The following is a 24,013-nucleotide window of genomic DNA, read 5'->3' as shown; positions in this document are numbered from 1 at the left end:
GGAACCGACCGTTCCGGCGGGGCCCTCCCCCCTGTCGCATCAGGCGGGCGTCAGAGCCGCTCGGGCGTCCGGATGCCCAGCAGCGCCATGCCGCGGTGCAGCGTGCGGGCCGTCAGGTCGCACAGGAACAGGCGGTTCTCGACCTGCTCGCTGCCGCCCTCGGCCTTCAGGACCGGGCACTGGTCGTAGAAGGTGGTGTAGAGAGAGGCGAGCTGGTAGAGGTACGCGGCCAGCTTGTGGGGCTCGTAACCGGCCGCCGCCTCCTCCAGGGTCTCCGCGAACTGGTCCAGGTGCAGGCCCAGCGCGCGCTCCGCCGGGGCCAGCGCCAGTTCCGGGTGGGCCTTGGGCGCGGCGGAGTCGCCGGCCTTGCGCAGGATGGACTGGATGCGGGCGTACGCGTACTGGAGGTAGACGCTGGTGTCGCCGTTGAGCGAGACCATCTGGTCCAGGTCGAACTTGTAGTCACGGGCGGCCGAGGTGGACAGGTCCGCGTACTTCACGGCGCCGATGCCGACCTGGGTGCCGTTCTCGGTGATCTCCTGCTCGGTCAGGCCGATCTTCTCGCTCTTCTCGCGGACCACGGCGGTCGCCCGGTCCACCGCCTCGTCGAGCAGGTCCACCAGCCGCACCGTCTCGCCCTCACGGGTCTTGAACGGCTTGCCGTCCTTGCCGAGGACGGTACCGAAGGCGAGCTGCACGGCCTTGACGTCGTCGCCCAGCCAGCCGGCCCGGCGCGCGGTCTCGAAGACCATCTTGAAGTGCAGGGACTGGCGGGCGTCGACCACGTACAGGAGGGTGTTCGCGCCCAGACCCTGCACGCGGTCGCGGATGGCGGACAGGTCGGTGGCCGCGTAGCCGTAGCCGCCGTTGGACTTCTTGACGATCAGCGGGGTCGGGTTGCCGTCCGGGCCCTTGACGTCGTCGAAGAAGACGCAGAGCGCGCCGTCGGAGCGGACCGCGACACCGGACTCCTCCAGGAGGCGGCAGGTCTCCTCCAGCATGGCGTTGTAGCCGGACTCGCCGACCACGTCCGCGTCCCGGATCTCCATGTCCAGCTTGTCGAAGACCGAGTAGAAGTAGACCTTCGACTCGTCGACGAAGCGCTGCCACAGGGCGAGCGTCTCCTCGTCGCCGGCCTGGAGGTCCACGACACGGCGGCGGGCGCGCTCCTTGAACTCCTCGTCGGAGTCGAACAGGGCGCGGGACGCCTTGTAGAGGCGGTTGAGGTTGGACATGGCCTCTTCACCGGAGATCTCGGCGGAGGCGTCGTCGCGCTTGTGGTCCAGCTCGTGCGGGTGCTCGATCAGGTACTGGATGAGCATGCCGAACTGGGTGCCCCAGTCGCCGATGTGGTGGCGGCGGATCACCTTCTCGCCGGTGAACTCCAGGATCTCCACCATCGCGGCGCCGATCACGGCGGAGCGCAGGTGGCCGACGTGCATCTCCTTGGCGACGTTCGGCTGCGCGTAGTCGATGACCGTGGTGCCCGGGTTCGCGGCGTACGGCACACCGAGGCGGTCGTCGGCGGCGCGCGCGGCCAGCGTACGGACGATCGCCTCGTCGGAGACGGTGATGTTCAGGAAGCCGGGGCCCGAGACCTCGATCTCCTTGATCACGTCACCGGCGGTGAGCTGCCCGACGACCTGGGAGGCCAGCTCCCGCGGGTTGCCCTTGAGCTTCTTGGCCAGCGCCAGCATGCCGTTGGCCTGGAAGTCGGCCCGGTCGCTTCGTCGCAGCAGCGGGTCCGCGGCGCCGGCCTCCGGCAGGGCTGCCGAGAGGGCGTCCGCGACGCGCTGGTGGACCGTGGCTGCGAGGGAAGGGACCGAAGTCATGGAATGAAGGCCGTTCCGTTGGTGTGGAAAGGGTTTGCCACCGAGTATCCCACGGCGGTTCCATCGGTTTTCCACAGGGAAAAATCGGCTGCCGCTCCGTCTGGGAGAATGGGGCTGTCAGGCACGTCGAGTGGTGAGAAGAGGAAGGGCCGATCGTGGCTCAGCAGAGCACCGAGACCGACTGGGTCTCCAGGTTCGCGGACGAGGTCATTGCCGAGGCGGAGCGCCGCGCCCCCGGCAAACCGATCGTCTGCGCCTCCGGTCTCAGCCCTTCCGGCCCGATCCACCTCGGCAATCTGCGCGAGGTCATGACCCCGCACCTGGTCGCGGACGAGATCCGCCGCCGGGGCTTCGAGGTCCGCCACCTCATCTCCTGGGACGACTACGACCGGTACCGCAAGGTCCCGGCCGGTGTCGCGGGCATCGACGAGTCGTGGGCCGAGCACATCGGCAAGCCGCTGACCTCGGTCCCGGCCCCGGCCGGCTCCGCCTACCCGAACTGGGCCGAGCACTTCAAGGCCGCCATGGTCGAGGCGCTCGCCGAGCTGGGCGTGGAGTACGACGGCATCAGCCAGACCGAGCAGTACACCTCCGGTGCCTACCGCGAGCAGATCCTGCACGCGATGAAGCACCGCGCCGAGATCGACGCGATCCTCGCCCAGTACCGCACCAAGAAGGCCCCGGCGAAGAAGTCGCAGAAGCCCGTCGACGAGGCCGAGCTGGAGGCCGCGGAGGGCTCCGGCGCGGCCGCCGAGGACGACGGCAGCAGCGGCTCGGCCGGCTACTTCCCGTACAAGCCGTACTGCGGCCAGTGCGACAAGGACCTGACCACCGTCACCTCCTACGTGGCGGAGACGACCGAGCTGACGTACTCCTGCACGGCGTGCGGCTTCGGCGAGACGGTCCGGCTCAGCGAGTTCAACCGCGGCAAGCTGGTCTGGAAGGTCGACTGGCCGATGCGCTGGGCGTACGAGGGCGTGATCTTCGAGCCGTCCGGTGTGGACCACTCCTCGCCGGGCTCGTCGTTCGTCGTCGGCGGCCAGATCGTGCGCGAGGTCTTCGACGGCGCGCAGCCCATCGGCCCGATGTACGCCTTCGTCGGCATCAGCGGCATGGCCAAGATGTCGTCCTCCAAGGGCGGCGTGCCGACCCCGGGCGACGCGCTGAAGATCATGGAGGCGCCGCTGCTGCGCTGGCTGTACGCGCGCCGCAAGCCCAACCAGTCGTTCAAGATCGCCTTCGACCAGGAGATCCAGCGGCTCTACGACGAGTGGGACAAGCTGGAGGCCAAGGTCGCCGACGGCTCGGCGCTGCCCGCCGACGCGGCCGCGCACTCCCGCGCGGTGCGCACCGCCGCCGGTGAGCTGCCCCGCACCCCGCGCCCGCTGCCGTACCGCACGCTGGCCTCGGTCGCGGACATCACCGGCGGGCACGACGAGCAGACGCTGCGCATCCTCGGCGAGCTGGACCCGGCCGACCCGGTCACGTCCCTGGACGAGACCCGCCCCCGGCTGGACAAGGCCGAGTACTGGATCAACACCCAGGTCCCGGCCGAGCAGCGCACGATCGTGCGCGAGACGCCGGACACCGAGCTGCTCGGCTCGCTCGACGAGCAGGGCCGCGAGTCGCTGCGGCTGCTGCTGGACGGGCTGGACTCGCACTGGTCGCTGGACGGGCTGACCACGCTCGTCTACGGCGTGCCGAAGATCCAGGCCGGGCTGACGCCGGACGCCAAGCCGACGCCGGAGCTGAAGGTCGCGCAGCGCTCGTTCTTCGCGCTGCTCTACAACCTGCTCGTCGGCCGTGACACCGGGCCGCGGCTGCCCACGCTGCTGCTCGCGGTCGGCGCGGACCGGGTGCGCAAGCTGCTCGGTGCGTGAGTGACCGGCGCGGCGCGCGTGCGGGTATGAGGCCCTGAGCGCGCCGCTGCGACTTTCGAACGAGTGCCGGTTCGGCCCCGGGGACGACGATCCCCGGGGCCGCTCGCACGAAGCTGGTTCCATGCGAGGAATCATCGGAATCATCGTCCTGATCCAGGGAGCCCTGGGCGCCCTCGGCCGGACCTTCACGGACAGCACGGGCTGGGGCATCCTGCCGCACTGGTTCGACCTGCCGACGCTCGCGTACGTCGGTATGGCCGCGGCCGGCCTGGCCCTCATCGCGTGGGAGGAGGCGGACAAGAAGCGCGAGAAGCGCGTGCACTCGGGCGCGTAGCCGCCCACCGCCCGCCGTATCGCACCCCGCCACACGGCGCCTCGAAGCCACCACCGCGCCCCGCCGCATCAGCCCGCCCGGCAGCGTTCCGGGCGGGAAATGGCCGGAACAGACATACGTCGAACATCGGGCGGGGACTCGTCTCCCATGACGGATTCGCTGACCTCACTCGGCCTGCCGGACCACGTCCGGGCCGCTCTGTTCGACCTCGACGGCGTCCTGACCAAGACGGCCGTCGTGCACACGGCCGCCTGGAAGGAGACCTTCGACGACTTCCTGCGCCACCGGGACGGCCCCGGTTTCACCCCCTTCGACCCGGTCTCCGATTACGACGAGTACGTGGACGGCCGCCCGCGCGCCGACGGCGTCCGTACCTTCCTCGTCTCCCGCGGCATCGAACTGCCGGAGGGCGGCCCCGACGACCCGCCCGACCGCGAGACCGTGCACGGCCTGGGCAACCGCAAGAACAACCTGCTGCTGAAGAAGCTCCGCGAAAAGGGCGCCGAGGCGTACGAGGGATCCCGCCGCTATGTGAACGCCGTACGCGGCCAGGGCCTGGCCACCGCCGTCGTCTCCTCCAGCGCCAACTGCCGCGAGGTGCTGGCGTCCGTGGACATGGCGGGCCTCTTCGACGTACGGATCGACGGGAAGGTGGCCGCCGAGCGGAACCTGCCGGGCAAACCGCACCCCGACACCTTCCTGGAGGCCGCCAGGCAGCTGGGCGTCCCCGCCGCGCAGGCGGCCGTCTACGAGGACGCGCTCGCCGGGATGGACGCCGGGCGGGCCGGCCACTTCGGGTACGTCGTCGGCGTCGACCGGGTCGGCCAGGGCGACGCGCTGCGGCGGCACGGCGCCGATGTCGTCGTCAAGGACCTCGCCGAGCTGTTGAAGGAGGACGGCCAGGCATGATCACCCACTCCTCTTACGCCTGCGCCCCCTGGGTGCTGCGCGAGACCGACCTCAACCTGGACGTGCTGCCGCAGAGCGAGTCGGTCTTCGCGCTGTCCAACGGGCACATCGGCTGGCGCGGCAACCTGGACGAGGGCGAGCCGCACGGCCTGCCCGGCACGTATCTCAACGGCGTCCACGAGCTGCGCCCACTGCCGTACGCCGAGGCCGGGTACGGCTATCCGGAATCCGGCCAGACCGTCATCAACGTCACCAACGGCAAGCTGATCCGGCTGCTGGTCAACGACGAACCGTTCGACCTGCGCTACGGGCGGCTGCGCTCCCACGAACGCGTCCTGGACCTGCGCGCCGGCGTGCTGCGCCGTACCTGCGAATGGACCTCGCCGGCCGGCTGCACCGTACGCGTGACCTCCACCCGCCTGGTCTCCTTCACACAGCGGGCCGTCGCCGCCGTCGCCTACGAGGTCGAGCCCCTGGACTCCGAGGTGCGGGTCGTGGTCCAGTCCGAACTCGTCACCAACGAGCAGCTGCCCGAGTCCGGCGGCGACCCGCGGGTCTCGTCGGCGCTGCACAACCCGCTGGAGCCGGAGGAGCACTTCGCCTCCGACGCGCGCCTGCGCCTGATCCACTGCACACGCCGCAGCGGACTGCGGGTCGCGGCCGCCGCCGACCACCTCGTCGACGGACCCGAAGGCGCCACCCGTACCGACAGCGAGAGCGGCGACGACGTCGCCCGCTTCACCGTCACCTCGCTCCTGAAGCAGGGACAGCGGCTGCGGCTGGAGAAGACGGTGTCGTACGGCTGGTCCGGCGCGCGGTCGCTGCCCGCCCTGCGCGACCAGGTGGACGCGGCGCTCGCCGGGGCCCGCAGCATCGGCTGGCAGGGCCTGACCGACCAGCAGCGGACCTACCTGGACGACTTCTGGGACCGCGCGGACGTCGAGGTCGACGGCGACGCGGAGATCCAGCAGGCCGTCCGCTTCGCCCTCTTCCACGTCCTGCAGGCGGGCGCGCGGGCCGAGCAGCGCGCCATCCCCGCCAAGGGCCTGACCGGCTCCGGGTACGACGGCCACACGTTCTGGGACAGCGAGACGTTCGTCCTGCCCATGCTCACGTACACCTCGCCCGGCGCCGTCGCCGAAGCGCTGCGCTGGCGGCAGAACACGATGGGCGCCGCCTGCGAGCGGGCCACCCAACTCGGCCTGCGGGGCACGGCGTTCCCCTGGCGCACCATCGAGGGGGCGGAGTGCTCGGCCTACTGGCCGGCCGGTACCGCCGCCTTCCACGTCAACGCCGACATCGCCGACGCGGTCGTACGCTACGTGCGCGCCACCGGCGACGAGGAGTTCGAGCGCGAGACGGCCGTACCGATCCTGGTGGAGACCGCCCGGCTGTGGCACTCGCTGGGCCACCACGACCACCACGGCACGTTCCACATCGACGGCGTCACCGGCCCCGACGAGTACAGCGCCGTCGCGGACGACAACGTCTACACCAACCTCATGGCCCAGGCGAACCTGCGGGCCGCCGCCGACGTGGTCGAACGCCACCCCCGCGAGGCCGAGGCGCTCGGTGTCGACGACGAGGAGAGCGCGTCCTGGCGGGACGCCGCGGAGGCGGTGGCCGTCCCGTACAACCGCACCCTGCGGGTGCACGAGCAGTCGGCGGGCTTCACCGCCCACCAGACCTGGGACTTCGCCGGAACACGCCCCGACCAGTACCCGCTCATGCTCCACTTCCCGTACTTCGACCTGTACCGCAAACAGGTCGTCAAGCAGGCCGACCTCGTCCTCGCCCTGTACCAGCGCGGCGACTGCTTCGACGACGAACACAAGGCGCGCGACTTCGCGTACTACGAGCCGCTGACCGTACGCGACTCCTCCCTCTCCGCCTGCGTCCAGGCCGTCGTGGCCGCCGAGGTCGGCCATCTGCGCCTGGCCTACGACTACTTGGGCGAAGCGGCCCTGATGGACCTCCAGGACCTGGAGAACAACACCCGCGACGGCCTGCACACCGCCTCGCTCGCCGGCACCTGGATCGCCCTGGTCGCCGGCTTCGGCGGCATGCGCCACACGGCCCGGAGCCTGTCCTTCGCCCCCCGGCTCCCCGAAAAACTCAGCCGCCTGGCGTTCTCGGTCCAGGTCCTGGGCCGGCGCCTCCGCGTCGAGATCACCGCCAAGGCGGCGACGTACAGCATGGTCGAGGGAGCCCCCCTGGAAATACAGCACTACGGCGAAGCCCTCACCGTCTCCGACAAGGGCCCCCAGGAACGCGGAATCCCCGAACCGGCCGCCCGTCCGGAACCGACGCAGCCGCCGGGGAGGCGTCCGTTTCGGAGGCATTGAGTACGGCGGGTACGGGGGCCGTTACGGGATGTGCTCCGCGGTCTCCATCTCCTCCCGGAGCCGCTGCCGGAACTCGCGTACGAACGCCCGCAGATAGTTCTCGGAAAGGGGGCCGCCCTCACGGCCGGTGACGCCGTACACGTCCAGGAGGTAGCGGCCGAACTGCCGCGAGTCGGGGAAGTCGTTCTTCTCGACGACGTACCTGCGGAAGGCTTCGTAGTAGGCCTCGTCACGGGGGACGTCGTCGGGGAGGCCCGGGGGTTCGGGGGCGGTCTCGTGTGCCGGTGCCGGTTCCGGTGCCGGTTTTGGCTCGGAGGCGGGCGGCGGTCCGGGTGTGGCGCGCTGCTCCGGGATGGGCAGCGGCCCGACCGTGCCTCCGAGCGGCCGCGCACGGCCGGGGGCCACGGGGACGGACAAGCGGGTGTCGTGCGGCGGGTGTCCGGCGGCGGCGTCGTGGTCGGGTGTTGGGGCTGGGGCTGGGGCTGGGGCTGGGGCCGGGGCCTGGGCTTGGTGCGGGGCCTGGCGGGGACTTGGTTCCGGCGCCGGAACCGGAACCGGCGGACGGTCGAGTACGGGCGGCTCGGCGGCGGGCGCTTCCGGGACGGGAACGGGCTCAACGGCGGACACGGGCCCCTCGGCCCTCGCCCCCGCGACGCCCGCTCCCTCGTACCCCGCCCCCTCGATCCCCGCCGCAGCCAGCCCCGCGGCCCCCGTCTCCGCGAGCGGCACCCCGTACCGCGCCAGCCGCAGCGGCATCAGCGCCTCGACCGGTGCCCGCCGCCGCCAGGCCCGCCCGTACCGGGCCCGCAGCCGCGTGCGGTAGACCAGCCGGTCCCGCTCCAGCTTGATCACCTCGTCGTACGACCGCAGCTCCCACAGCTTCATCCGGCGCCAGAGCCGGAACGTGGACGGGAACGCCAGCAGCCAGCGGGCGAGGCGGACGCCCTCCATGTGCTTGTCGGCGGTGAGGTCGGCGATCCGGCCGACGGCGTGCCGGGCGGCCTCGACGGCGACCACGAACAGGACCGGGATCACCGCGTGCATGCCGACGCCGAGCGGGTCCGGCCAGGCCGCCGCGCCGTTGAAGGCGATGGTGGCGGCGGTCAGCAGCCAGGCGGTCTGGCGCAGGAGGGGGAACGGGATGCGGGTCCAGGTCAGCAGCAGGTCCAGGGCGAGCAGGACCACGATCCCGGCGTCGATGCCGCTGGGGAAGACGGCGGAGAAGGCGCCGAAGCCCTTGCGTTCGGCGAGGTCGCGTACGGCCGTGTAGGAGCCGGCGAAGCCGATCGCCGCGATCAGGGCGGCGCCGGCGACGACCACGCCGATCAGGATGCGGTGGGTACGGCTCGAACGCGTCGCGTGTGTCGTCGCGGGCACCCGCGATCCCTCCCCGGCTTCGGCTGGCTGTGGCGGCTCAGCCTGGCACACCCGTCGAAGCGGGGCCGGGGAGGGCCCGTACGGCTACTGGTTGGCCTTGCCGACCGCGGCGACGGCTTCCTTGGCGGCGGTCTCGGCGGCCTTGAGGAGGTCGCTGGGGTCGGGGGCGTCGGCGCCGGCCATGCCCGCGCCGTTGTAGTTGACGGTGACGACGACGTTGGCGGTGCGGGCGACCACCGTCTGGTTCTTGAAGTCGGAGCCGTCCTTCTTCAGGTCGTAGGTGATCCAGGACGACTCGTCGCCGTTGCCGTCGACCGTGCCGGTCTTTGGGTTCTTGGCGCCCTGGGTGGCCTTGGCCGTGTCCACCTGCTTCTTGTAGAAGTCGGTGGCGCGCTTCTCGCCGGTGCCGAGCGTCGGGTCGGAGTCGTAGCGCTGCAGGCCGACGTCCAGCCAGCGGTACTGGGTGCCGTCCACGCCCTGGGAGTCGGAGCTGGTCCAGGAGCAGAAGCCGCGGGTCATGGCGTCGGAGGACTTGCCCTGCTCGCCGTCGGCGTTCTTGGTCTTGGGCACCAGCTTCTTGACGGTGTCCTGGGACACGGCCTGGCAGGGGCTGGGCAGCTTCTTCATCTTGGCGGGCGTGACGCTGGGGGAGGAGCTGCCGCTCTTGCTGGGGGAGGCGGACTTCGACGCGCCGCCCGAGTCCTTCTTGCCGGAGTCGTCGTCGGAGGAGCAGCCGGCGACGAGCATCACCGGTACGGCTGCGCAGGCGAGGAGGCTGGCGAGTCGCTTGGCTGAACGGTGCATGGTTCCTTCGCTGTTCGTCGTCGTTCGGCGCGTCGCGCTGGACGCCGTCGGGTACCTCGTGCGGTCCGGGTGCGGTCCGTGCGCGGTACGTCCTTCGGGGCGCGCGGCGACGCTGCCGCGCGCGGGGCTCGGGGGCACACGGTACGCGGCGGAGGGCGGCCGGCGGGCGATTCGTGACGTTACTCGCCGGACAAACCGGACTATTCGGTGAAGTGGTCGGCCAGCTCCTGGGCCAGCGCCTGCGCCTTGTCCTGGAGGTCCTTGCTGTCCGGCAGCGCCGTCTTGTCGGCCGACCACTGGTCGTAGGCGATGGTCACGATGACGTTCGAGGAGCGGAAGACGATCGTGACGTCGCGGTGCACGCCGCTGTCCGCGGTGATCAGCTTGTCGTTGAGGAACGCGGCGTCACCGAGGCCGTCCAGGACGCGCGGGGCGAGGGCGGAGCCGGGCGCGTCGCTCGCGCTGCTGCCGGGCGGGGCGGACGACGGCGAGGAGGGGGCGGGGGAGGCCTTGCCGCCGGCGGTGACCTTGCCGCGGGTCTCCTGGTCGCCGCCGGGCTTGCCGTCCTTGTCGCCGTCGCCGCCCTTGGCGCCCTTGTCGCCCTCGCTGCCCTTGCCGTCCTTGTCGGCGGAGGGGGTGGGCGTGGGGGTCGCGCTGCTGCCGCCGGACGGCAGCTCGGCGGCCAGCTCCTTCTTCCCGTAGACGTTCTGCGCCTTGTCGTCGTCGCTGACCGCGGGGTCGTAGGAGACGACCCGCTCGAAGTCGAGGGTGAGGTGGCGGGTGCCGTCGGCCGCCTCGCGCTTCCAGCGGCAGCCGACCCGGCGGTCCGTGTCGTACGTGATGTCGGCGGTGCCCGCGTAGACCTTGTCGGCGTCCTGCGGGCTCTCCGTGCCGCCGGGCGGCAGCAGCTTGCGCAGGGTGCTCTTGGAGGGCAGGCCGCAGGGCTCGGGGAGCGTCTTGTACTTGCCGGGCTCGGCGGACTGCGTCGTTGCGGCCGTGTCGCCGCTCTTGGTGTCGGCGGAGCCACCGCCGGTGCCGGAGCCGCCGGTGCAGGCGCTGAGCGTGGCGGCCAGCGCTGCCGCGGCCGCCAGCGCGGTACCCGGTACGAACGACCTTCGCTGCACCGTACCCGGCTCCTTCCGTAGGAAATCTGGTTGCCGCAGCCAGACGGCGGATGGACACAATGTCTACCGCACGTTCTGCTGCATACGCCGGTTCCCTGTCCTTGATCAGGCTTCTTGTCCGGCTTTTGCTATTTGATACTTATCGGGGGATAGGGGAAGTCATGTCGTACACCGAAGTGCCCGGAGCGAAGGTTCCGATCCGGATGTGGACGGACCCGTCCACGGTCGAGGGCGCGGCCATGCAGCAACTGCACAACGTGGCCACCCTGCCATGGATCAAGGGCCTGGCCGTGATGCCGGACGTGCATTACGGCAAGGGTGCGACGGTCGGGTCGGTGATCGCCATGCACGGCGCGGTCTGCCCGGCGGCCGTCGGTGTCGACATCGGCTGCGGAATGAGCGCCGTGAAGACCTCGCTCACCGCCAACGACCTCCCCGGCGACCTCTCCCGGCTCCGCTCCAAGATCGAGGAGGCCATCCCGGTCGGCCGGGCCATGCACGACGACCCGGTGGACCCCGCCCGCCTCCACGGCCTGGCGACCAGCGGCTGGGACGACTTCTGGAGCCGCTTCGGCGGCGTCGCGGAAGCGGTCAGGTTCCGTGAGGAACGTGCCGTGAGGCAGATGGGCTCGCTCGGCGGCGGCAACCACTTCATCGAGTTCTGCCTCGACGAATCCGGCTCGGTGTGGCTGATGCTGCACTCCGGCTCCCGCAACATCGGCAAGGAACTGGCCGACTTCCACATCGGCCAGGCCCGGAAACTGCCGCACAACCAGGGCCTGGTCGACCGCGACCTCGCCGTCTTCATCGCGGACACCCCGCAGATGGCGGCCTACCGCAACGACCTCTTCTGGGCGCAGGAGTACGCCAGGCACAACCGCGCGATCATGATGGCCCTCTTCCAGGACGTCGTCCGCAAGGAGTTCAAGAAGGCCAAGCCGGTGTTCGAGCCGGTGATCTCCTGCCACCACAACTATGTCGCGGAGGAGCGGTACGACGGCATGGACCTGCTCGTGACGCGCAAGGGCGCGATCCGGGCCGGGAGCGGTGACTACGGCATCATCCCCGGTTCGATGGGCACCGGCTCGTACATCGTCAAGGGCCTCGGGAACCCGGCGTCCTTCAACTCCGCCTCGCACGGCGCGGGCCGGAAGATGAGCCGCAACGCCGCGAAGAAGCGTTTCTCGACGCGGGACCTGGAGGAGCAGACGCGGGGCGTGGAGTGCCGCAAGGACTCCGGTGTCGTGGACGAGATCCCGGGCGCGTACAAGCCGATCGAGAAGGTCATCGACCAGCAGCGGGACCTGGTGGAGGTCGTGGCCAAGCTCAAGCAGGTGGTGTGCGTGAAGGGGTGAGGGCGGGTGGCCGGGGCCGCCAGGCCCCGAGCGGCACGCGGCCGGAGCCGCCGGGGGTCCGGCCGGCACGCATCCGGGCCGGGGCCCCGGCCCGGCGGGAAGCCGGTCCGGGGCCCCGGCCTTTCAGGAACCCTGGCTCCCCTGGTCCCCCTTCCAGGAGCCCCGGCCGCTCACAGTGAGATCAGCGCCCGTACGGGCATTCCGGTGTCGGTCAGGGGGCGGACGGCCAGGCGGATCAGGGCCAGGGCGTTGTCGTCTCCCGCGGTGCGGTTGGTGCTCAGTTCGTCGCAGGCCAGGCACTGGTGGACCAGCAGCCACTCGCCGTTCTGCCGGGTGGTCAGGCACAGGGCGCGCATCCGGCCGCCGCAGTCCGCGGCCCGGTCGCCCGGGATTCTGCGGTCCACGTGGCGGCTGGCCAGGCAGTGCGGGCAGTGGTTGCGGTGGGCGGTGCCCGGTGCGGTCAGCGGGACTTCCAGGCGGCATCCGACACAGCGGAAGGTGTCGCCCGACGCGCCGCCCGGCCCGTGGAGGACGTCCTTGGGGCGTTGGGCGCGGCGCTGCTGCCGGGGTGTACGGCGTCGTGGCATGGTCGCGTCACTCCCCGCTCACAGGTCGCCGAACGCTTCGAGCGGGAACGGCGGCTGGGCCAGCGGCCGGACCGCCATCCGCATCAGGATGAGCTGGTTGTCGTCCGGGGAGACCGGGTTGGACGTCAGCTCGTCGCAGCGGGTGCACCGGTGGATCACCATCCAGTCGTCGGTGCGCAGTACCGCGATCGCGATGGGCGACATGCGGCCCCGGCACGTGGACGGGCCGCCCTCGACCGCGTCCCGTACGTGCTGGGAGTGCAGGCAGCTGGGGCAGTGGTTACGGCGGCTGCCGCCGGGGTCGAGGGTGGTGACGGTCAGCCCGCACCGGACGCAGGTGAAGGTGTCGGTGCGCGGCAGCGGGTGGGAACGGTGTGCGTTGCCAGGGCTGTTGGGGCTGTTGGACAGCACTCGGGGACTCCTTGCCGGAAAGCGTGGGACATGGCAGCGGGAGCAGGCCGAGCGGCCTCGGTCGTACGGGCAGCGGGCGGCACCGCGCGCAGGCGGGTGCGGCCAGGCCGGCGTGGCGGACGGCGGCCGGAGACGGTGAAGGTCAGCGGCGGGGTGGGTCCGCGCGGTGGTGAGGCGCGCTCAGCGCCGGCCGGGGCATAGACACTGCTTTCCAGGGCGGGGCCCGAGAGAGGGGACACGTGCGGGAAGGCGCACGTGCGACGACGCGCGTGTGCGTCGACTCGGGAAACGGTACGGGCGGTGGCGGTGGCGGCGCCAACGGTTTTCCGGGGCGGCACTGGAGCCGGATATCGGCGCCGACCAGGTTGGGCAGAAGCGGGGGCCAAGAGCCTGCGGTGGCGATGTCGTGGCGGCGGCGAGCCGGTCACCGCCGCCACGACCGTGGTGAAGACGTGGCCGACGCGCACGGCCTCGTCGGCCGGCGCACGGACCGGTTCGGGGGCACTTCTGGAATGCGACGGTCACTTCCGGAAGCAGTGCCCCGGCCGCCCGTCCCTCAGGTGGCCCGGTGCACCTTGGAGTTGGACGCCTGGGCGCGGGGGCGGACGACGAGGAGGTCGATGTTGACGTGGGCGGGGCGGGTGACGGCCCAGCCGATGGTGTCGGCGACGTCGGCGGCGGTCAGGGGCTCGGCCACGCCCTCGTAGACCTTGGCGGCCTTGGCGGTGTCGCCGCGGAAACGGGTGGTGGCGAACTCGTCCGTCTTGACCATGCCGGGGGCGATCTCGATGACGCGGACGGGTTCGCCGCACAGCTCCAGGCGGAGCGTCTCGGCGATGACGTGCGCGCCGTGCTTGGCGGCGACGTAGCCACCGCCGCCCTCGTAGGTGCCGTGGCCCGCGGTCGAGGAGACGACCACGACGGTGCCGTCCCCGGAGGCCGTCAGGGCGGGCAGCAGGGCCTGGGTGACGTTGAGTACGCCGAGGACGTTGACCTCGTACATCGCGCGCCAGTCGGCCGGGTCGCCGGTGGCGACGGGGTCGGCGCCCAGGGCCCCGCCGGCGTTGTTGACCAGCACGTCCACCGAGTCGTGGTGCTCTTGGAGATGGGCGGCGAAGGCGTCGACCGCGGTGCGGTCGGTGACGTCGAGCCGGTAGGCCTCGGAGCCGGGCAGTTCGGCGGCCAGCGCCTCGATGCGGTCCTTGCGGCGGGCGGCGAGGACGACGCGGTAGCCCTCGGCGGTCAGCCGGCGGGCGGTCGCGGCGCCGATGCCGCTGCCGGCTCCGGTGACGACGGCGGTACGGGTACGGGCGGCGGGCGCGTCGGGTACGGCGGTCATGCGGCGGCTCCTGGGGCGCTGCGGGCGTGGTCGTGGTGCCTACGCAGGATATGCGCGGGTCAGCGGCCTCTGGGCGCGTACATGATCACAGCCATGCCGGCCAGGCAGATCAGCGCGCCGGCCACGTCCCAGCGGTCCGGGCGGTAGCCGTCCGCGATCATGCCCCAGGCCAGTGAGCCCGCGACGAAGACACCGCCGTACGCGGCGAGGATGCGGCCGAAGTCGGCGTCCGGCTGGAGTGTGGCGACGAAGCCGTACGCGCCCAGGGCGAGCACGCCCGCGCCGATCCAGACCCAGCCGCGGTGTTCGCGTACGCCCTGCCAGACGAGCCAGGCGCCGCCGATCTCGAAGAGGGCGGCGAGGAGGAAGAGGGCGATGGAGCGTCCGATGAGCATGGGGTCAGGGTAGGGAGGGGAGGGGAGGTAGGCGCTGAAGTGGATTTCTGGGACTGGTGGGGCCGGCTCCGGGGCGTCCGGGCGGTCGGGGTGCGGGGCGGTTGTCAGTGGCGTGTGAGAGCTTCGAGACATGCTCATCGAACGTGCGTACGTGGATCTCTCCGAGGAAGCGAGGACGGAGAGCGGGGAGAGCTGGCCCTGGACGGTTCCGTGCGTGCGGCGGTTGGCCGCGGACGGGCTGAAATTCGGCGCGCCGGTCACCTTCCTCGTGGGGGAGAACGGATCGGGCAAGTCCACGCTGGCCGAGGCCCTGGCGGAGGGCTTCGGGCTCGACTCGTACGGCGGCTCGGCCGGTTACAAGTACGCCAGTTCGCGCGAGCCGTCCGTGCTGGGCAGGGCCATCCGCTTCGACGCGACGACGGTGGGCCGCCGGATGGTCCGCGGGCCGCGGACGCGCCGGCGCGGCTTCTTCCTGCGCGCCGAGACGGCGTGGGACGCGCTCGGCCGTGAGCGGCTGTCGGGGGTACCGGAGGCGATGAGCCACGGCGAGGGGTTCCTGATGGCGTTCCGGGAGAAGTTCCGGCAGCCGGGGCTGTACGTGCTGGACGAGCCCGAGGCCGCGCTGTCGTTCTCCTCCTGTCTGGAACTGCTGGGCGTGCTGCACGAGTTGAGCGGCAGCGGCGCCCAGGTCGTCTGTGCCACGCACTCTCCGCTGCTCACGGCCCTGCCCGGCGCGGAGATAGTCGAGGTCGGTGAGCACGGCATGCGCTCGGTGGAGTGGGACGAGCTGGCCCTCGTCGACCACTGGCGGCGCTATCTCACCGACCCGAGGGCGTATCTGCGGCACATCATCGGCTGAGCCGGGAAGGGGGCGTGCGCGCCCGGGAGCGTTGTCCGGAAGGGGGATTGACGGGAGAAGGAGAGGCGCCGGCGGCCGCTGCTGCGTGAAGGGCGAACCACTGGCCAAAAACCGTACGGTGCGTCACATGCCCTGGCCGGGTCCCTTGTCAGGCGCCAGGGGCGTCCCTAGATTCCCCTTTTACCGGGGGGTACGACGCTGATCGGCGGATGGTGGACGGAGCGGGAAAACGTCTCTTTCCGTTGATCGGTGAACAACTGGTGACCACCTCGAATTCCCTGCGGTGTCTCCGGGTGTGCCGACGCGCCCGGTCCGCCTCGTGTTTTCGGGGCCGGTTTCACCTTCCATCGCACGCGACCGCACGGACTTCGGTGGCGGGCGGCGGGAACCGGTCAGCTGCGGGATCCGGTCCGGCCGCCAGGCCCGGCGAGCGTCCGTCCGCCCGGCCCGGGGACGGCCGGGCGTACTGGGCGGCGCGGACCCGTTCCCCGTTCATGGCCGGGGGACGGGTCCGCGCGGGCCGCACCGGATGCGGTACGGCGTGGTGGTCAGGGCCGGGCCGCGGTGCGGGCCGCGGCCCGGCCCGAGCCGGTCCAGCGGTCGAGGGCACCGCGCAGCGACCGGGCGCGTTCGGCCGGGTCGGTGGCGTCGGTGGCCCAGGCGATGTAGCCGTCGGGGCGTACGAGGAGCGCGGTACGCCGGTCGCCGGCCCAGGATGCCCGTACGAGACGAGGACCGGCGGCGGGCGTGGTCTCCGGAGCGGATCCGGACCCCGGCAGGTCTCCGAGCCCTGCCGACTCCCCGAGTCCTGCCGTCTCCCCGTCCCCCAGTACCTCCCCGTCCCCCAGCACTTTGCCGACCCCCGGCACCTCCTCGCCCCGCGGCGTGACGAGTACGAACCCGCCGCCCCGCAGCGCCTCGTGCAGCCGGGTGCCGCCCGCCAGCCGCAGGTCGGGGGCGCGTTTGCCGGCGAGCGGGTGGGCGCCGCGTTCGGCCCGGTACGAGATGCCCACCCCGCTGATACTCGCCATCACCCGGTCCGCCAGCGGCGGCACCGTATTGAGCAGCCGGGCGAGCAGCGCGCGCAGTGCCCGCGTCGGCGCGCTGCGCACCTGCGCCAGCCGGACGAGCGCGCCGCTGCTGCGCAGCACCCTCTTGCCGACCGGGTGGCGTTCGGCGTCATAGCTGTCCAGCAGGCTGTCGGGTGCGTCACCGCGCAGTACGGCGGCCAGCTTCCAGCTGAGGTTGGCGGCGTCCTGGAGGCCGGTGTTCATCCCCTGCCCGCCGGCCGGGGAGTGGACGTGCGCGGCGTCCCCGGCGAGGAAGGCGCGGCCGACGCGGTAGCGGGGCACCTGGCGCTCGTCGCTGTGGAAGCGGGAGGACCAGCGCACTTCGCTCATCCCGTAGTCGCTGCCGAGGGCGAGGCGCATGTGGGTGCGGATCTCGTCGGGTTGGACGGGAGTGTCCTCGGGGACCTGCCGGTGGCGGTCCCAGCCGATGACGCGGTACCAGCCGTCGCCGTAGTTGCTGATGAGCGCGAACGAGTCGGCGTTGGCGTTGGCGATCAGCGGAACGTCGGGGCGCTCGTCGAGCCGTACGTCCGCCAGCACGATGGACCGGACCACGGCCCGGCCGGGGAAGGGCAGGCCGATGGCCTCGCGGACGGTGCTGCGCACCCCGTCCGTGCCGACCACGTAGGACGCGCGGTACGTGCCGGTGCCCCCCTCCTCCTCGCGCACGTGGACCCGGACACCGTGGGCGTCCTGGTCCAGTCCGGTCACGCGGGTCCCGTGGCGGAAGGTGACGCCGGCTTTCTGCGCGCGCCGCTCCAGCAGCCGCTCGACCTCGTACTGCGGGGTGATCAGCAGGAACGGGAAGCGGGAGGGCAGCCGGGACGGCCGCAGGACGGCGCCGGCGAGGAGCCGGAGGCTTTCCAGCGGGTAGCCGGTCGCCACGAGTTCGTCGGCGAGGCCGCGCGCGTCGAGCTGTTCGAGGCTGCGGGCGTGTACGCCCAGTGAGCGGGTCAGGTTGCTGATGCCGGGGGCGCGGCGCTCCAGGAGCGTGACGCGGAGGCCGGCGACGGCGAGGTCGCCGGCGAGCAGCAGGCCGGTGGGGCCGGCGCCGACCACGAGGACGTCGGCGTCTTCGCCGGTGCGTCCGGCTTGCGCGGGATGGTGTTCGTCGGTGGTGCCGGGCTTGCGGTGCATGGCCGCCTCCAATGCCAACATGTGTTGGTCAACAGCTGTTGGTCAACGCTTGTTGGCAACGGTACGGCCGTCGCGCTGGCCCGTCAACAGGTGTTGGCCTACAGTCGTTGGCATGGCTGACACCGTCCCCTCCCCCTCCGCACCGGACGCCGCGCCGGACCGCCCCCGCCGCTCCGACGCCACCCGCGCCGCGATCCTCGACGCCGCCCGCGACCGCTTCGCCGCCGACGGCTACGAACGCGCCACCATCCGCGCCATCGCCCGGGACGCGGGCATCGACCCGTCGATGGTCATGCGCTACTACGGCAACAAGGCGGGCCTGTTCGCGGCGGCCTCCGAAATCAACCTGCACCTGCCCGACCTGTCGTCCGTACCGCGAGACCGGCTCGGCGCCTCGCTCGTCCGGCACTTCCTCGACCGGTGGGAGCACGACGAGACGCTGACCGGGATGGTGCGCGTCGCCGTCACCAACGAAGCGGGCGCCGAGCGCCTGCGCGAGGTCTTCGCCGAGCAGATCAGACCGGCGCTCGCGGCGGTCTGCCCGGTCCCGGAGGAACTGTCGGCCCGCGCGGCGCTGGTCGGCTCCCAGCTCGTGGGCATGGGCATGCTGCGGTATGTCCTGCTGCTGCCGCCCGCCGTCGCCCTCAGCCGCGAGGAGATCGTGGCCTGGCTGGCGCCGACCCTCCAGCACTACCTGACCGCCGAGCACCCGTAGCAGCGCGCGCCCGCCCCGCACGCGACGCGTCCGATTCCGGCCTCCCGATCCGCGGACGCGGCGCCGCCGCCGTTCTACGGTGGTGGCCGTACCCGCCGTACGTGCCGCCGTACCCGCAGTGGACCGGGAAGGAGACGCATGACCCGGCAACCGTCCGTGTCACCGTCACCCCAGGAACTCGTCGAGCTCTACGGACTGGAGCCGCTGCCCAGAGAGGGCGGCCGCTACCGGCGGACCTGGGCGGGCCCCGAACGCCCCGACGGGCGGCCGGAGGGCTCCGCGATCGTCGTGCTGCTCACCTCGGAACCCGGCGACCACAGCGCGCTGCACCGCCTGACCGACGACGAGGTCTGGCACTTCTACCTCGGCGACCCGCTCACGCTGCTCCTGCTGGACCCGTCCGGCAGCACCCGGACGGTGGTTCTCGGCCCGGACGTGCTGGGCGGCCAGCACATCCAGTTCACGGTGCCCGCCGGTACGTGGATGGCCGCCGAGGTCACCGGCGGCGGCGCCTGGTCGCTGTTCGGCTGCACCATGGCGCCGGGCTTCACCTTCGACGCGTACGAGCACGGGGACGCCGCCGAACTGGCCGCGCGCTACCCCCAGGAGGCGGCGCGGATCACCGCGCTGTCCCGCCCGTGAGCGCCGCGGCGGGCAGCCCGGAGCTGCCGTCCCTCGCGGGCCAGGTGGCCCTGGTGACCGGCGCGGGCGGCTGCCTCGGCACCGGCATCGCCCTGCGCTTCGCCGCGGCGGGCGCCGCGGTCGTCGCCCACTACCGTACGAACGCCACCGCCGCCGGCGCGCTCGTCGCCCGTATCGAGGAGCAGGGCGGCAGCGCGCTCGCCGTACCGGCCGACCTGTCCGCCGAGGAGGAGTGCCACCGGCTGGTGCGTACGGCGGCGGAGTGGCGCGGCCGGCTCACCGCCCTGGTGAACAACGCGGGCGTGCAGCCCGGCCAGGACCTGGCCGCCATGACCGTCGCCGACTGGCGCGCGGTCAACGACACCAACGTCCTGAGCGCCTTCGCCTGCACCCAGGCCGCGGCCGCGGTGATGCGGGACGGCGGAGGCGGCTCGGTCACCCACATCGCGTCCGTCCAGGCGCACCAGACCGCGGCGGGCCACGCCCACTACTGCGCCTCCAAGGCGGCCGTCGTGATGCACGCCCGCTCGGCCGCGCTGGAGTACGGGCCCGACGGCATCCGCGTCAACAGCGTCTCGCCGGGCCTGGTCGACCGCGAGGGCCTGGCGGCGGCCTGGCCGGACGGCGTGTCCCGCTACCGGCGGGCCGCACCGGCCGGCCGGCTCGGCCGCCCGGAGGACATCGGCGACGCGTGCGTCTTCCTCGCCTCGCCGATGGCCGCGTGGGTGACCGGGCACGACCTGGTGGTGGACGGCGGGGTGTCGGCCGCGCCCACCTGGTGACCGCCCGCCTGCCGGGCCCGGCGGGCTACTTGCCCTTCGCCGCGCCGCCACCCCGCTCCGCGCGGTACCGCCGGTCGTAGCGGTCCTGGCGGATGCGGCGCTCCCGGTAGGCGCGGTACTCCGCGTCGTAGCCCAGGTAGCCCTGGCGGTAGCGCACGGTGAGGTAGAGCAGGACGGCGGCGGCCAGCCACCACGCCGGATTCGCGAACCCGGCGGCGGCCGTGAACAGGAACGAGACGAGCAGGAGCGGGAACACTGCGCACCTCCCACTGAGTGTGCGGTGATCGGGAGCGCTCCGCCCGGAACGCTCCCTAGGCCACGGCCCCGGCCGAGGGGCCGGGTGGTTCGAAGGCGGTGGTCCCGGTCGCGGTGTCCAGGCCGGGGAAGACCGGCAGCAGCCGGTTCAGGCCACTGGCCTGCAACGCCGCGAGGACGGCGGGACTTGGCCGCACGAGTCGCAGGTCACCGCCCTGGGAGCGGGCCCGCCTGGCCGCCGCGACGAGCGGCCCGAGGGCGAGCGCGCAGCAGTCGGTGACCTCGGACAGGTCGACGATCAGCAGGCTGCCGGGCGTGCGGGGCAGCCTGCGCAGGCGTTCGCGCAGCGTGGGCAGGTTCGCCAGGTCCACTCTGCCGCGCACGATCAGGACCGCGAAGTCGGTGTCCGTCACGGGGACCGACGGCGCGTCGTCCGCGGCGGGGCCCGGTGGTCCGGCCGGCGCGGGGCGCCGCGCCGGTGGGTGCAGGGCGTGGTGGCGGGCCGGGGGCGTCCGCGTGCCCACCGCGCCGGCGCGCGGGAAGTCGAGGGAGGTTCCGGGGTCTGCCATCAGCACGCGCCTCCTCGGGGCGGACGGGCTTCCGCGCTGCCGGGGACTCGGGCTGCACCGTCCAGGGTAGTGCGGCGCGGGTGGCGCGAACAGCGTGCGTGACCGACCGGTCGGATTCGGGGGCGCCATGACGGCGCGTCACCCGCGCGGCGCGCGCCGTACGGATCCGCCGTCGGCCGCCCCGTAGCCGTCCGTGCCCCCGGGGCGTCCGTCCCCCGCCGCCGGGGCCGTCAGCGGCGGGCGCGGGGAACTACCCGCAGGTCACGGCCACACCAGGCAGTACGCCTGATGCCCCGCCTCGTGCAGCCGGTGCGAGAAGTCCTGCCACTCGTGGAGCAGCTGGTAGACGGTGAAGGCGTCGCGCGGGCCGCCGCGGTCGGGGACCGTGGACCAGATGAAGGCCGCGGCGCCCACGGATTCCTCGCCGACGCCGCGCAGCGGGTCGACGACGGTCATGGGGAGTTTGACGACGGCGTAGTCGGGGTGGAGGACGACCAGTTCGAGCGGGGGGACCTTGTGCAGCGGTATGCCTTCTATGCCGGTGAGGACCATCGCGGCCATCGTCTCCGGTTTGATCTTCGTGAACATGCCGCCCATGCCGAGCTCGTCGCCGCCGAGCTCCTCGGGCCGCATCGAGATCGGCACTCGCGCCGCCGTGGCACCGTTCGGCGCGCCGAAGTACTTGTACGTCACCCCCATGCGGCCGCCTCTGTTTCCCCCGCCCTTGGTCTCCTCGCGCCGGTGGCGGCCCCGCTGGTCGCGCTCAGGACCCCGGTCATCGGTGCCCTCGCCCAGTCCGCCACCGCGATGCATATCTCCACCCGACCACTCGCAGCCCCAGCCGCGCAACCCGATCATCGTCTCAGAGACCTCCCCCGCCACCGGCGCGTGAAACGCCCGGCCGCGCGCCCCCGTGCGCCTCTGAGACCATTGCTTGCGTGACTTACTCGTACGTTGCCCCAGTTTTGCAGACCCGCGGGGTCTGACACCTGGACGAGCGCGGGGGGTTTTCCGTTCCGCGCTCAGCCCGGGTGCCGCCGCCGGCCGCCGCCCCTTCCTACGTTTGTGCAGGTCAGGATCACAGTGCCTTTTCCCTATGAAGCCCCAGTTTCGCAGACGCTCTTCGACCGTGCGGCCGTTGTGACGCCGGGCGGGGTGAACTCTCCCGTACGCGCGTTCCGCGCCGTGGGTGGTTCGCCCCGGTTCATGGTGTCCGGTACCGGTCCGTACCTCACCGACGCCGACGGACGCGAGTACGTCGACCTCGTGTGCTCGTGGGGTCCGATGATCCTCGGACACGCCCACCCCGAGGTGATCGCCGCCGTCCAGGAGGCGGTCGCCCGCGGCACCTCCTTCGGCACGCCCGGCGAGGGCGAGGTGGAGCTGGCCGAGCAGATCGTGGACCGGATCGACCCGGTCGAGCAGGTACGGCTGGTCTCCTCCGGCACCGAGGCGACCATGTCCGCCATCCGGCTGGCCCGCGGCTTCACCGGCCGCGCCAAGGTCGTGAAGTTCGCCGGCTGCTACCACGGGCATGTGGACGCGCTGCTGGCCGCGGCCGGCTCCGGCGTGGCGACCTTCGGGCTGCCGGACACGCCCGGCGTCACGGGCGCCCAGGCCGGTGACACGATCGTGCTGCCGTACAACGACATCGAGGCCGTACGGGCCGCCTTCGCCGCACACCCCGGCGAGATCGCCTGTGTGATCACCGAGGCGTCGCCCGGCAACATGGGCGTCGTCCCGCCGCTGCCCGGCTTCAACCAGGGCCTGAAGGACCTGTGTGCCGAGAACGGCGCGCTGTACATCTCCGACGAGGTCATGACCGGCTTCCGGGTCAGCCGCACCGGCTGGTACGGCATCGACGGCGTCCGGCCCGACCTGATGACCTTCGGCAAGGTCATGGGTGGCGGCTTCCCGGCCGCGGCCTTCGGCGGGCGCGCCGACGTGATGGCGCACCTCGCGCCGGCCGGCCCGGTCTACCAGGCGGGCACCCTGTCCGGTAACCCGGTCGCCACGGCCGCCGGTGTCGCGCAGCTCAAGCTGCTGGACCAGGCGGCGTACGACAAGGTGGACGCGGTCTCGGCCGAGGTGCGCTCGCTGGTCACCGACGCCCTCACCAAGGCGGGCGTCGCGCACCGCCTCCAGGTCGCGGGGAACATGTTCTCGTTCGCCTTCACCGACCGGGACGTGACGGACTACGCCTCGGCCAAGGCGCAGGAGGCGTTCCGCTTCACCGCCTTCTTCCACTCGATGCTGGCCCAGGGCGTGTACCTGCCGCCGTCCGCGTTCGAGTCCTGGTTCGTCTCGACCGCCCACGACGAGCGGGCCGTCGAGCGGATCGCCGCCGCCCTGCCGTCGGCCGCGCGGGCCGCAGCCGAAGCGAGCGCGTGAGCGCGGCGGGCGGCGGAGCGGACCGGAAGATGGGTGACATGAGCAGCGAAGACATCACCGTCGTGCACCTGATGCGGCACGGCGAGGTGCACAACCCCGAGGGTGTGCTGTACGGGCGGCGGCCCGGCTACCACCTCTCCGAGCTGGGCCGGCGCATGGCCGACCGGGTGGCCGAGCATCTGGCGGGCCGGGACGTCACGCACGTCGTGGCGTCCCCGCTGGAGCGGGCGCAGGAGACCGCGACGCCGGTCGCCAAGGCGCACGGCCTGGACCTGGCCACCGACGAGCGGCTGATAGAGGCGGCCAACGTCTTCGAGGGCAAGACCTTCGGGGTCGGTGACGGCGCGCTGAAGAAGCCCGGCAACTGGAAGTACCTGACCAACCCGTTCCGCCCGTCGTGGGGCGAGCCGTACCTGGAGCAGGTCGTACGGATGATGGGGGCGCTCGGCGCGGCGCGCGACGCGGCGCGCGGGCACGAGGCGGTGGCGGTCAGCCACCAGCTGCCGATCTGGATCGTGCGCAGCTTCGCCGAGCGGCGGCGGCTGTGGCACGACCCGCGCAAGCGGCAGTGCACGCTCGCCTCGCTGACCTCCTTCACCTTCCGCGGCGACAAGATCATTTCGGTGGGTTACAGCGAACCGGCGCTCGATCTGGTGCCGGCGCACCTGCGGGCGGGCGCCAGGCCGCAGGCCGGAAAATCCAAGGCCTTCGGGGCGTGACGCCGGACCGGCTTTTCGCATCTTGTGGGGCGAGGGACGCGAGAGGCCGGTGTGACGTGAGGTCATCTACAAGCAAAATAATAAATTCGCGCCAATAGCCCGGAACCTCCGTGTTCGACAAAGCCTCTTACTTGATGTCCGTTTATACGGATATTGAGTGTGACGAGTACGGATGGGGACGA

The 24,013-nt window shown here is 72.1% G+C and carries 23 protein-coding genes; 11 read left to right on the top strand and 12 right to left on the bottom strand.

Annotation, left to right across the window (positions count from 1 at the left end; genetic code table 11):
- Positions 1-50: 50 nt before the first annotated feature.
- Positions 51-1,832 carry an arginine--tRNA ligase gene (gene argS, locus ACZ4Z1_RS06290; RefSeq protein WP_468485364.1) on the bottom strand — a complete coding sequence of 594 codons (1,782 nt, stop codon included), beginning with the start codon at positions 1,830-1,832 and terminating at the stop codon, positions 51-53.
- Positions 1,833-1,987: 155 nt separating this feature from the next.
- Here argS and lysS point away from each other — a divergent pair, with 155 nt between their 5' ends.
- The 4 genes from lysS to ACZ4Z1_RS06270 all read left to right on the top strand — a co-directional run bounded on the left by lysS (position 1,988) and on the right by ACZ4Z1_RS06270 (position 7,300).
- Entirely contained in the window at positions 1,988-3,712 is a 1,725-nt protein-coding gene (gene lysS, locus ACZ4Z1_RS06285) for a lysine--tRNA ligase (RefSeq protein ID WP_468485363.1), read from the top strand.
- A gap of 121 nt (positions 3,713-3,833) precedes the next feature.
- Positions 3,834-4,046, top strand: coding sequence for a hypothetical protein (locus ACZ4Z1_RS06280; protein WP_468485362.1), 213 nt, complete (start codon positions 3,834-3,836; stop codon positions 4,044-4,046).
- A gap of 147 nt (positions 4,047-4,193) precedes the next feature.
- The gene (locus tag ACZ4Z1_RS06275; protein WP_468485361.1) at positions 4,194-4,955 is read left to right on the top strand and encodes an HAD family hydrolase; all 762 of its coding nucleotides are present in this window, start codon (positions 4,194-4,196) and stop codon (positions 4,953-4,955) included.
- On the top strand, positions 4,952-7,300 hold the full coding sequence (locus tag ACZ4Z1_RS06270; RefSeq protein ID WP_468485360.1) for a glycoside hydrolase family 65 protein: 2,349 nt from the start codon (positions 4,952-4,954) through the stop codon (positions 7,298-7,300). The genes ACZ4Z1_RS06275 and ACZ4Z1_RS06270 overlap by 4 nt, the downstream gene beginning before the upstream one ends.
- A 21-nt stretch (positions 7,301-7,321) precedes the next feature.
- On the opposite strand, the gene ACZ4Z1_RS06265 is transcribed toward ACZ4Z1_RS06270, so the two are convergent.
- The 3 genes from ACZ4Z1_RS06265 to ACZ4Z1_RS06255 all read right to left on the bottom strand — a co-directional run bounded on the left by ACZ4Z1_RS06265 (position 7,322) and on the right by ACZ4Z1_RS06255 (position 10,605).
- Positions 7,322-8,677: a DUF2637 domain-containing protein gene (locus ACZ4Z1_RS06265; RefSeq protein ID WP_468485359.1), complete on the bottom strand. Its 1,356-nt coding sequence runs from the start codon at positions 8,675-8,677 to the stop codon at positions 7,322-7,324.
- Between the two features lie 84 nt (positions 8,678-8,761).
- Complete coding sequence (locus ACZ4Z1_RS06260; protein WP_468485358.1) at positions 8,762-9,481, bottom strand: DUF3558 domain-containing protein; 720 nt, start codon at positions 9,479-9,481, stop codon at positions 8,762-8,764.
- 200 nt (positions 9,482-9,681) lie between these two features.
- Positions 9,682-10,605, bottom strand: a complete 924-nt coding sequence (locus ACZ4Z1_RS06255) for a hypothetical protein (protein ID WP_468485357.1) — start codon at positions 10,603-10,605, stop codon at positions 9,682-9,684.
- Positions 10,606-10,766: 161 nt separating this feature from the next.
- Here ACZ4Z1_RS06255 and ACZ4Z1_RS06250 point away from each other — a divergent pair, with 161 nt between their 5' ends.
- Positions 10,767-11,960 carry an RtcB family protein gene (locus tag ACZ4Z1_RS06250; protein ID WP_468485356.1) on the top strand — a complete coding sequence of 398 codons (1,194 nt, stop codon included), beginning with the start codon at positions 10,767-10,769 and terminating at the stop codon, positions 11,958-11,960.
- A gap of 170 nt (positions 11,961-12,130) precedes the next feature.
- Here ACZ4Z1_RS06250 and ACZ4Z1_RS06245 read toward each other — a convergent pair whose 3' ends face one another.
- The 4 genes from ACZ4Z1_RS06245 to ACZ4Z1_RS06230 form a co-directional block, all read right to left on the bottom strand.
- Positions 12,131-12,547, bottom strand: coding sequence for an RNHCP domain-containing protein (locus ACZ4Z1_RS06245; RefSeq protein ID WP_468485355.1), 417 nt, complete (start codon positions 12,545-12,547; stop codon positions 12,131-12,133).
- An 18-nt stretch (positions 12,548-12,565) separates the two neighbouring features.
- The gene (locus tag ACZ4Z1_RS06240; protein WP_468485434.1) at positions 12,566-12,907 is read right to left on the bottom strand and encodes an RNHCP domain-containing protein; all 342 of its coding nucleotides are present in this window, start codon (positions 12,905-12,907) and stop codon (positions 12,566-12,568) included.
- 607 nt (positions 12,908-13,514) lie between these two features.
- Positions 13,515-14,297 (bottom strand): SDR family oxidoreductase, encoded by a 783-nt coding sequence (locus ACZ4Z1_RS06235; protein WP_468485354.1) that lies wholly within the window; start codon positions 14,295-14,297, stop codon positions 13,515-13,517.
- A gap of 59 nt (positions 14,298-14,356) precedes the next feature.
- Entirely contained in the window at positions 14,357-14,692 is a 336-nt protein-coding gene (locus tag ACZ4Z1_RS06230) for a YnfA family protein (protein WP_468485353.1), read from the bottom strand.
- A 130-nt stretch (positions 14,693-14,822) separates the two neighbouring features.
- Between ACZ4Z1_RS06230 and ACZ4Z1_RS06225 the strand changes: the two genes are divergently transcribed.
- On the top strand, positions 14,823-15,551 hold the full coding sequence (locus tag ACZ4Z1_RS06225; protein ID WP_468485352.1) for an AAA family ATPase: 729 nt from the start codon (positions 14,823-14,825) through the stop codon (positions 15,549-15,551).
- Between the two features lie 548 nt (positions 15,552-16,099).
- Here ACZ4Z1_RS06225 and ACZ4Z1_RS06220 read toward each other — a convergent pair.
- Complete coding sequence (locus ACZ4Z1_RS06220; RefSeq protein WP_468485351.1) at positions 16,100-17,758, bottom strand: FAD-dependent monooxygenase; 1,659 nt, start codon at positions 17,756-17,758, stop codon at positions 16,100-16,102.
- 112 nt (positions 17,759-17,870) lie between these two features.
- On the opposite strand from ACZ4Z1_RS06220, the gene ACZ4Z1_RS06215 reads away from it, so the two are divergent.
- The 3 genes from ACZ4Z1_RS06215 to ACZ4Z1_RS06205 all read left to right on the top strand — a co-directional run bounded on the left by ACZ4Z1_RS06215 (position 17,871) and on the right by ACZ4Z1_RS06205 (position 19,897).
- Entirely contained in the window at positions 17,871-18,473 is a 603-nt protein-coding gene (locus tag ACZ4Z1_RS06215) for a TetR/AcrR family transcriptional regulator (RefSeq protein ID WP_468485350.1), read from the top strand.
- A gap of 138 nt (positions 18,474-18,611) precedes the next feature.
- Entirely contained in the window at positions 18,612-19,115 is a 504-nt protein-coding gene (locus tag ACZ4Z1_RS06210) for a cupin domain-containing protein (protein ID WP_468485349.1), read from the top strand.
- A complete protein-coding gene (locus ACZ4Z1_RS06205) occupies positions 19,112-19,897 on the top strand; it encodes an SDR family NAD(P)-dependent oxidoreductase (protein WP_468485348.1) in 786 nt (261 codons plus the stop codon). Before ACZ4Z1_RS06210 ends, ACZ4Z1_RS06205 begins: the two co-directional genes overlap by 4 nt.
- A gap of 25 nt (positions 19,898-19,922) precedes the next feature.
- Here ACZ4Z1_RS06205 and ACZ4Z1_RS06200 read toward each other — a convergent pair whose 3' ends face one another.
- The 3 genes from ACZ4Z1_RS06200 to ACZ4Z1_RS06190 form a co-directional block, all read right to left on the bottom strand.
- Entirely contained in the window at positions 19,923-20,153 is a 231-nt protein-coding gene (locus tag ACZ4Z1_RS06200) for a hypothetical protein (RefSeq protein ID WP_468485347.1), read from the bottom strand.
- A gap of 55 nt (positions 20,154-20,208) precedes the next feature.
- Positions 20,209-20,721 carry an STAS domain-containing protein gene (locus ACZ4Z1_RS06195; protein ID WP_468485346.1) on the bottom strand — a complete coding sequence of 171 codons (513 nt, stop codon included), beginning with the start codon at positions 20,719-20,721 and terminating at the stop codon, positions 20,209-20,211.
- 261 nt (positions 20,722-20,982) lie between these two features.
- Entirely contained in the window at positions 20,983-21,534 is a 552-nt protein-coding gene (locus ACZ4Z1_RS06190) for a hypothetical protein (protein ID WP_073769157.1), read from the bottom strand.
- A gap of 270 nt (positions 21,535-21,804) precedes the next feature.
- On the opposite strand from ACZ4Z1_RS06190, the gene hemL reads away from it, so the two are divergent.
- Both hemL and ACZ4Z1_RS06180 read left to right on the top strand, forming a co-directional pair.
- Positions 21,805-23,112, top strand: coding sequence for a glutamate-1-semialdehyde 2,1-aminomutase (gene hemL, locus ACZ4Z1_RS06185; RefSeq protein ID WP_468485345.1), 1,308 nt, complete (start codon positions 21,805-21,807; stop codon positions 23,110-23,112).
- A 38-nt stretch (positions 23,113-23,150) separates the two neighbouring features.
- Positions 23,151-23,831, top strand: coding sequence for a histidine phosphatase family protein (locus tag ACZ4Z1_RS06180; protein ID WP_468485344.1), 681 nt, complete (start codon positions 23,151-23,153; stop codon positions 23,829-23,831).
- Positions 23,832-24,013: the final 182 nt, after the last annotated feature.

It is taken from the genome of Streptomyces sp. NPDC030165 (assembly GCF_055573595.1).
The sequence above is the reverse complement of the archived record's forward strand: the minus strand, read 5'-3'. Positions and strand labels throughout refer to the sequence as shown.

What these genes read in the sequence shown, in the direction of transcription:
- ACZ4Z1_RS06210 (WP_468485349.1), top strand. Translation starts at nt 18,612, where the DNA reads ATGACCCGGCAACCGTCCGTGTCACCGTCACCCCAGGAACTCGTCGAG.
- ACZ4Z1_RS06220 (WP_468485351.1), bottom strand. Translation starts at nt 17,758, where the DNA reads ATGCACCGCAAGCCCGGCACCACCGACGAACACCATCCCGCGCAAGCC.
- ACZ4Z1_RS06280 (WP_468485362.1), top strand. Translation starts at nt 3,834, where the DNA reads ATGCGAGGAATCATCGGAATCATCGTCCTGATCCAGGGAGCCCTGGGC.
- ACZ4Z1_RS06275 (WP_468485361.1), top strand. Translation starts at nt 4,194, where the DNA reads ATGACGGATTCGCTGACCTCACTCGGCCTGCCGGACCACGTCCGGGCC.
- ACZ4Z1_RS06235 (WP_468485354.1), bottom strand. Translation starts at nt 14,297, where the DNA reads ATGACCGCCGTACCCGACGCGCCCGCCGCCCGTACCCGTACCGCCGTC.
- ACZ4Z1_RS06250 (WP_468485356.1), top strand. Translation starts at nt 10,767, where the DNA reads ATGTCGTACACCGAAGTGCCCGGAGCGAAGGTTCCGATCCGGATGTGG.
- ACZ4Z1_RS06190 (WP_073769157.1), bottom strand. Translation starts at nt 21,534, where the DNA reads ATGCATCGCGGTGGCGGACTGGGCGAGGGCACCGATGACCGGGGTCCT.
- ACZ4Z1_RS06260 (WP_468485358.1), bottom strand. Translation starts at nt 9,481, where the DNA reads ATGCACCGTTCAGCCAAGCGACTCGCCAGCCTCCTCGCCTGCGCAGCC.
- ACZ4Z1_RS06215 (WP_468485350.1), top strand. Translation starts at nt 17,871, where the DNA reads ATGGCTGACACCGTCCCCTCCCCCTCCGCACCGGACGCCGCGCCGGAC.
- ACZ4Z1_RS06225 (WP_468485352.1), top strand. Translation starts at nt 14,823, where the DNA reads ATGCTCATCGAACGTGCGTACGTGGATCTCTCCGAGGAAGCGAGGACG.
- ACZ4Z1_RS06180 (WP_468485344.1), top strand. Translation starts at nt 23,151, where the DNA reads ATGAGCAGCGAAGACATCACCGTCGTGCACCTGATGCGGCACGGCGAG.
- argS (WP_468485364.1), bottom strand. Translation starts at nt 1,832, where the DNA reads ATGACTTCGGTCCCTTCCCTCGCAGCCACGGTCCACCAGCGCGTCGCG.
- ACZ4Z1_RS06245 (WP_468485355.1), bottom strand. Translation starts at nt 12,547, where the DNA reads ATGCCACGACGCCGTACACCCCGGCAGCAGCGCCGCGCCCAACGCCCC.
- ACZ4Z1_RS06270 (WP_468485360.1), top strand. Translation starts at nt 4,952, where the DNA reads ATGATCACCCACTCCTCTTACGCCTGCGCCCCCTGGGTGCTGCGCGAG.
- ACZ4Z1_RS06230 (WP_468485353.1), bottom strand. Translation starts at nt 14,692, where the DNA reads ATGCTCATCGGACGCTCCATCGCCCTCTTCCTCCTCGCCGCCCTCTTC.
- ACZ4Z1_RS06195 (WP_468485346.1), bottom strand. Translation starts at nt 20,721, where the DNA reads ATGGCAGACCCCGGAACCTCCCTCGACTTCCCGCGCGCCGGCGCGGTG.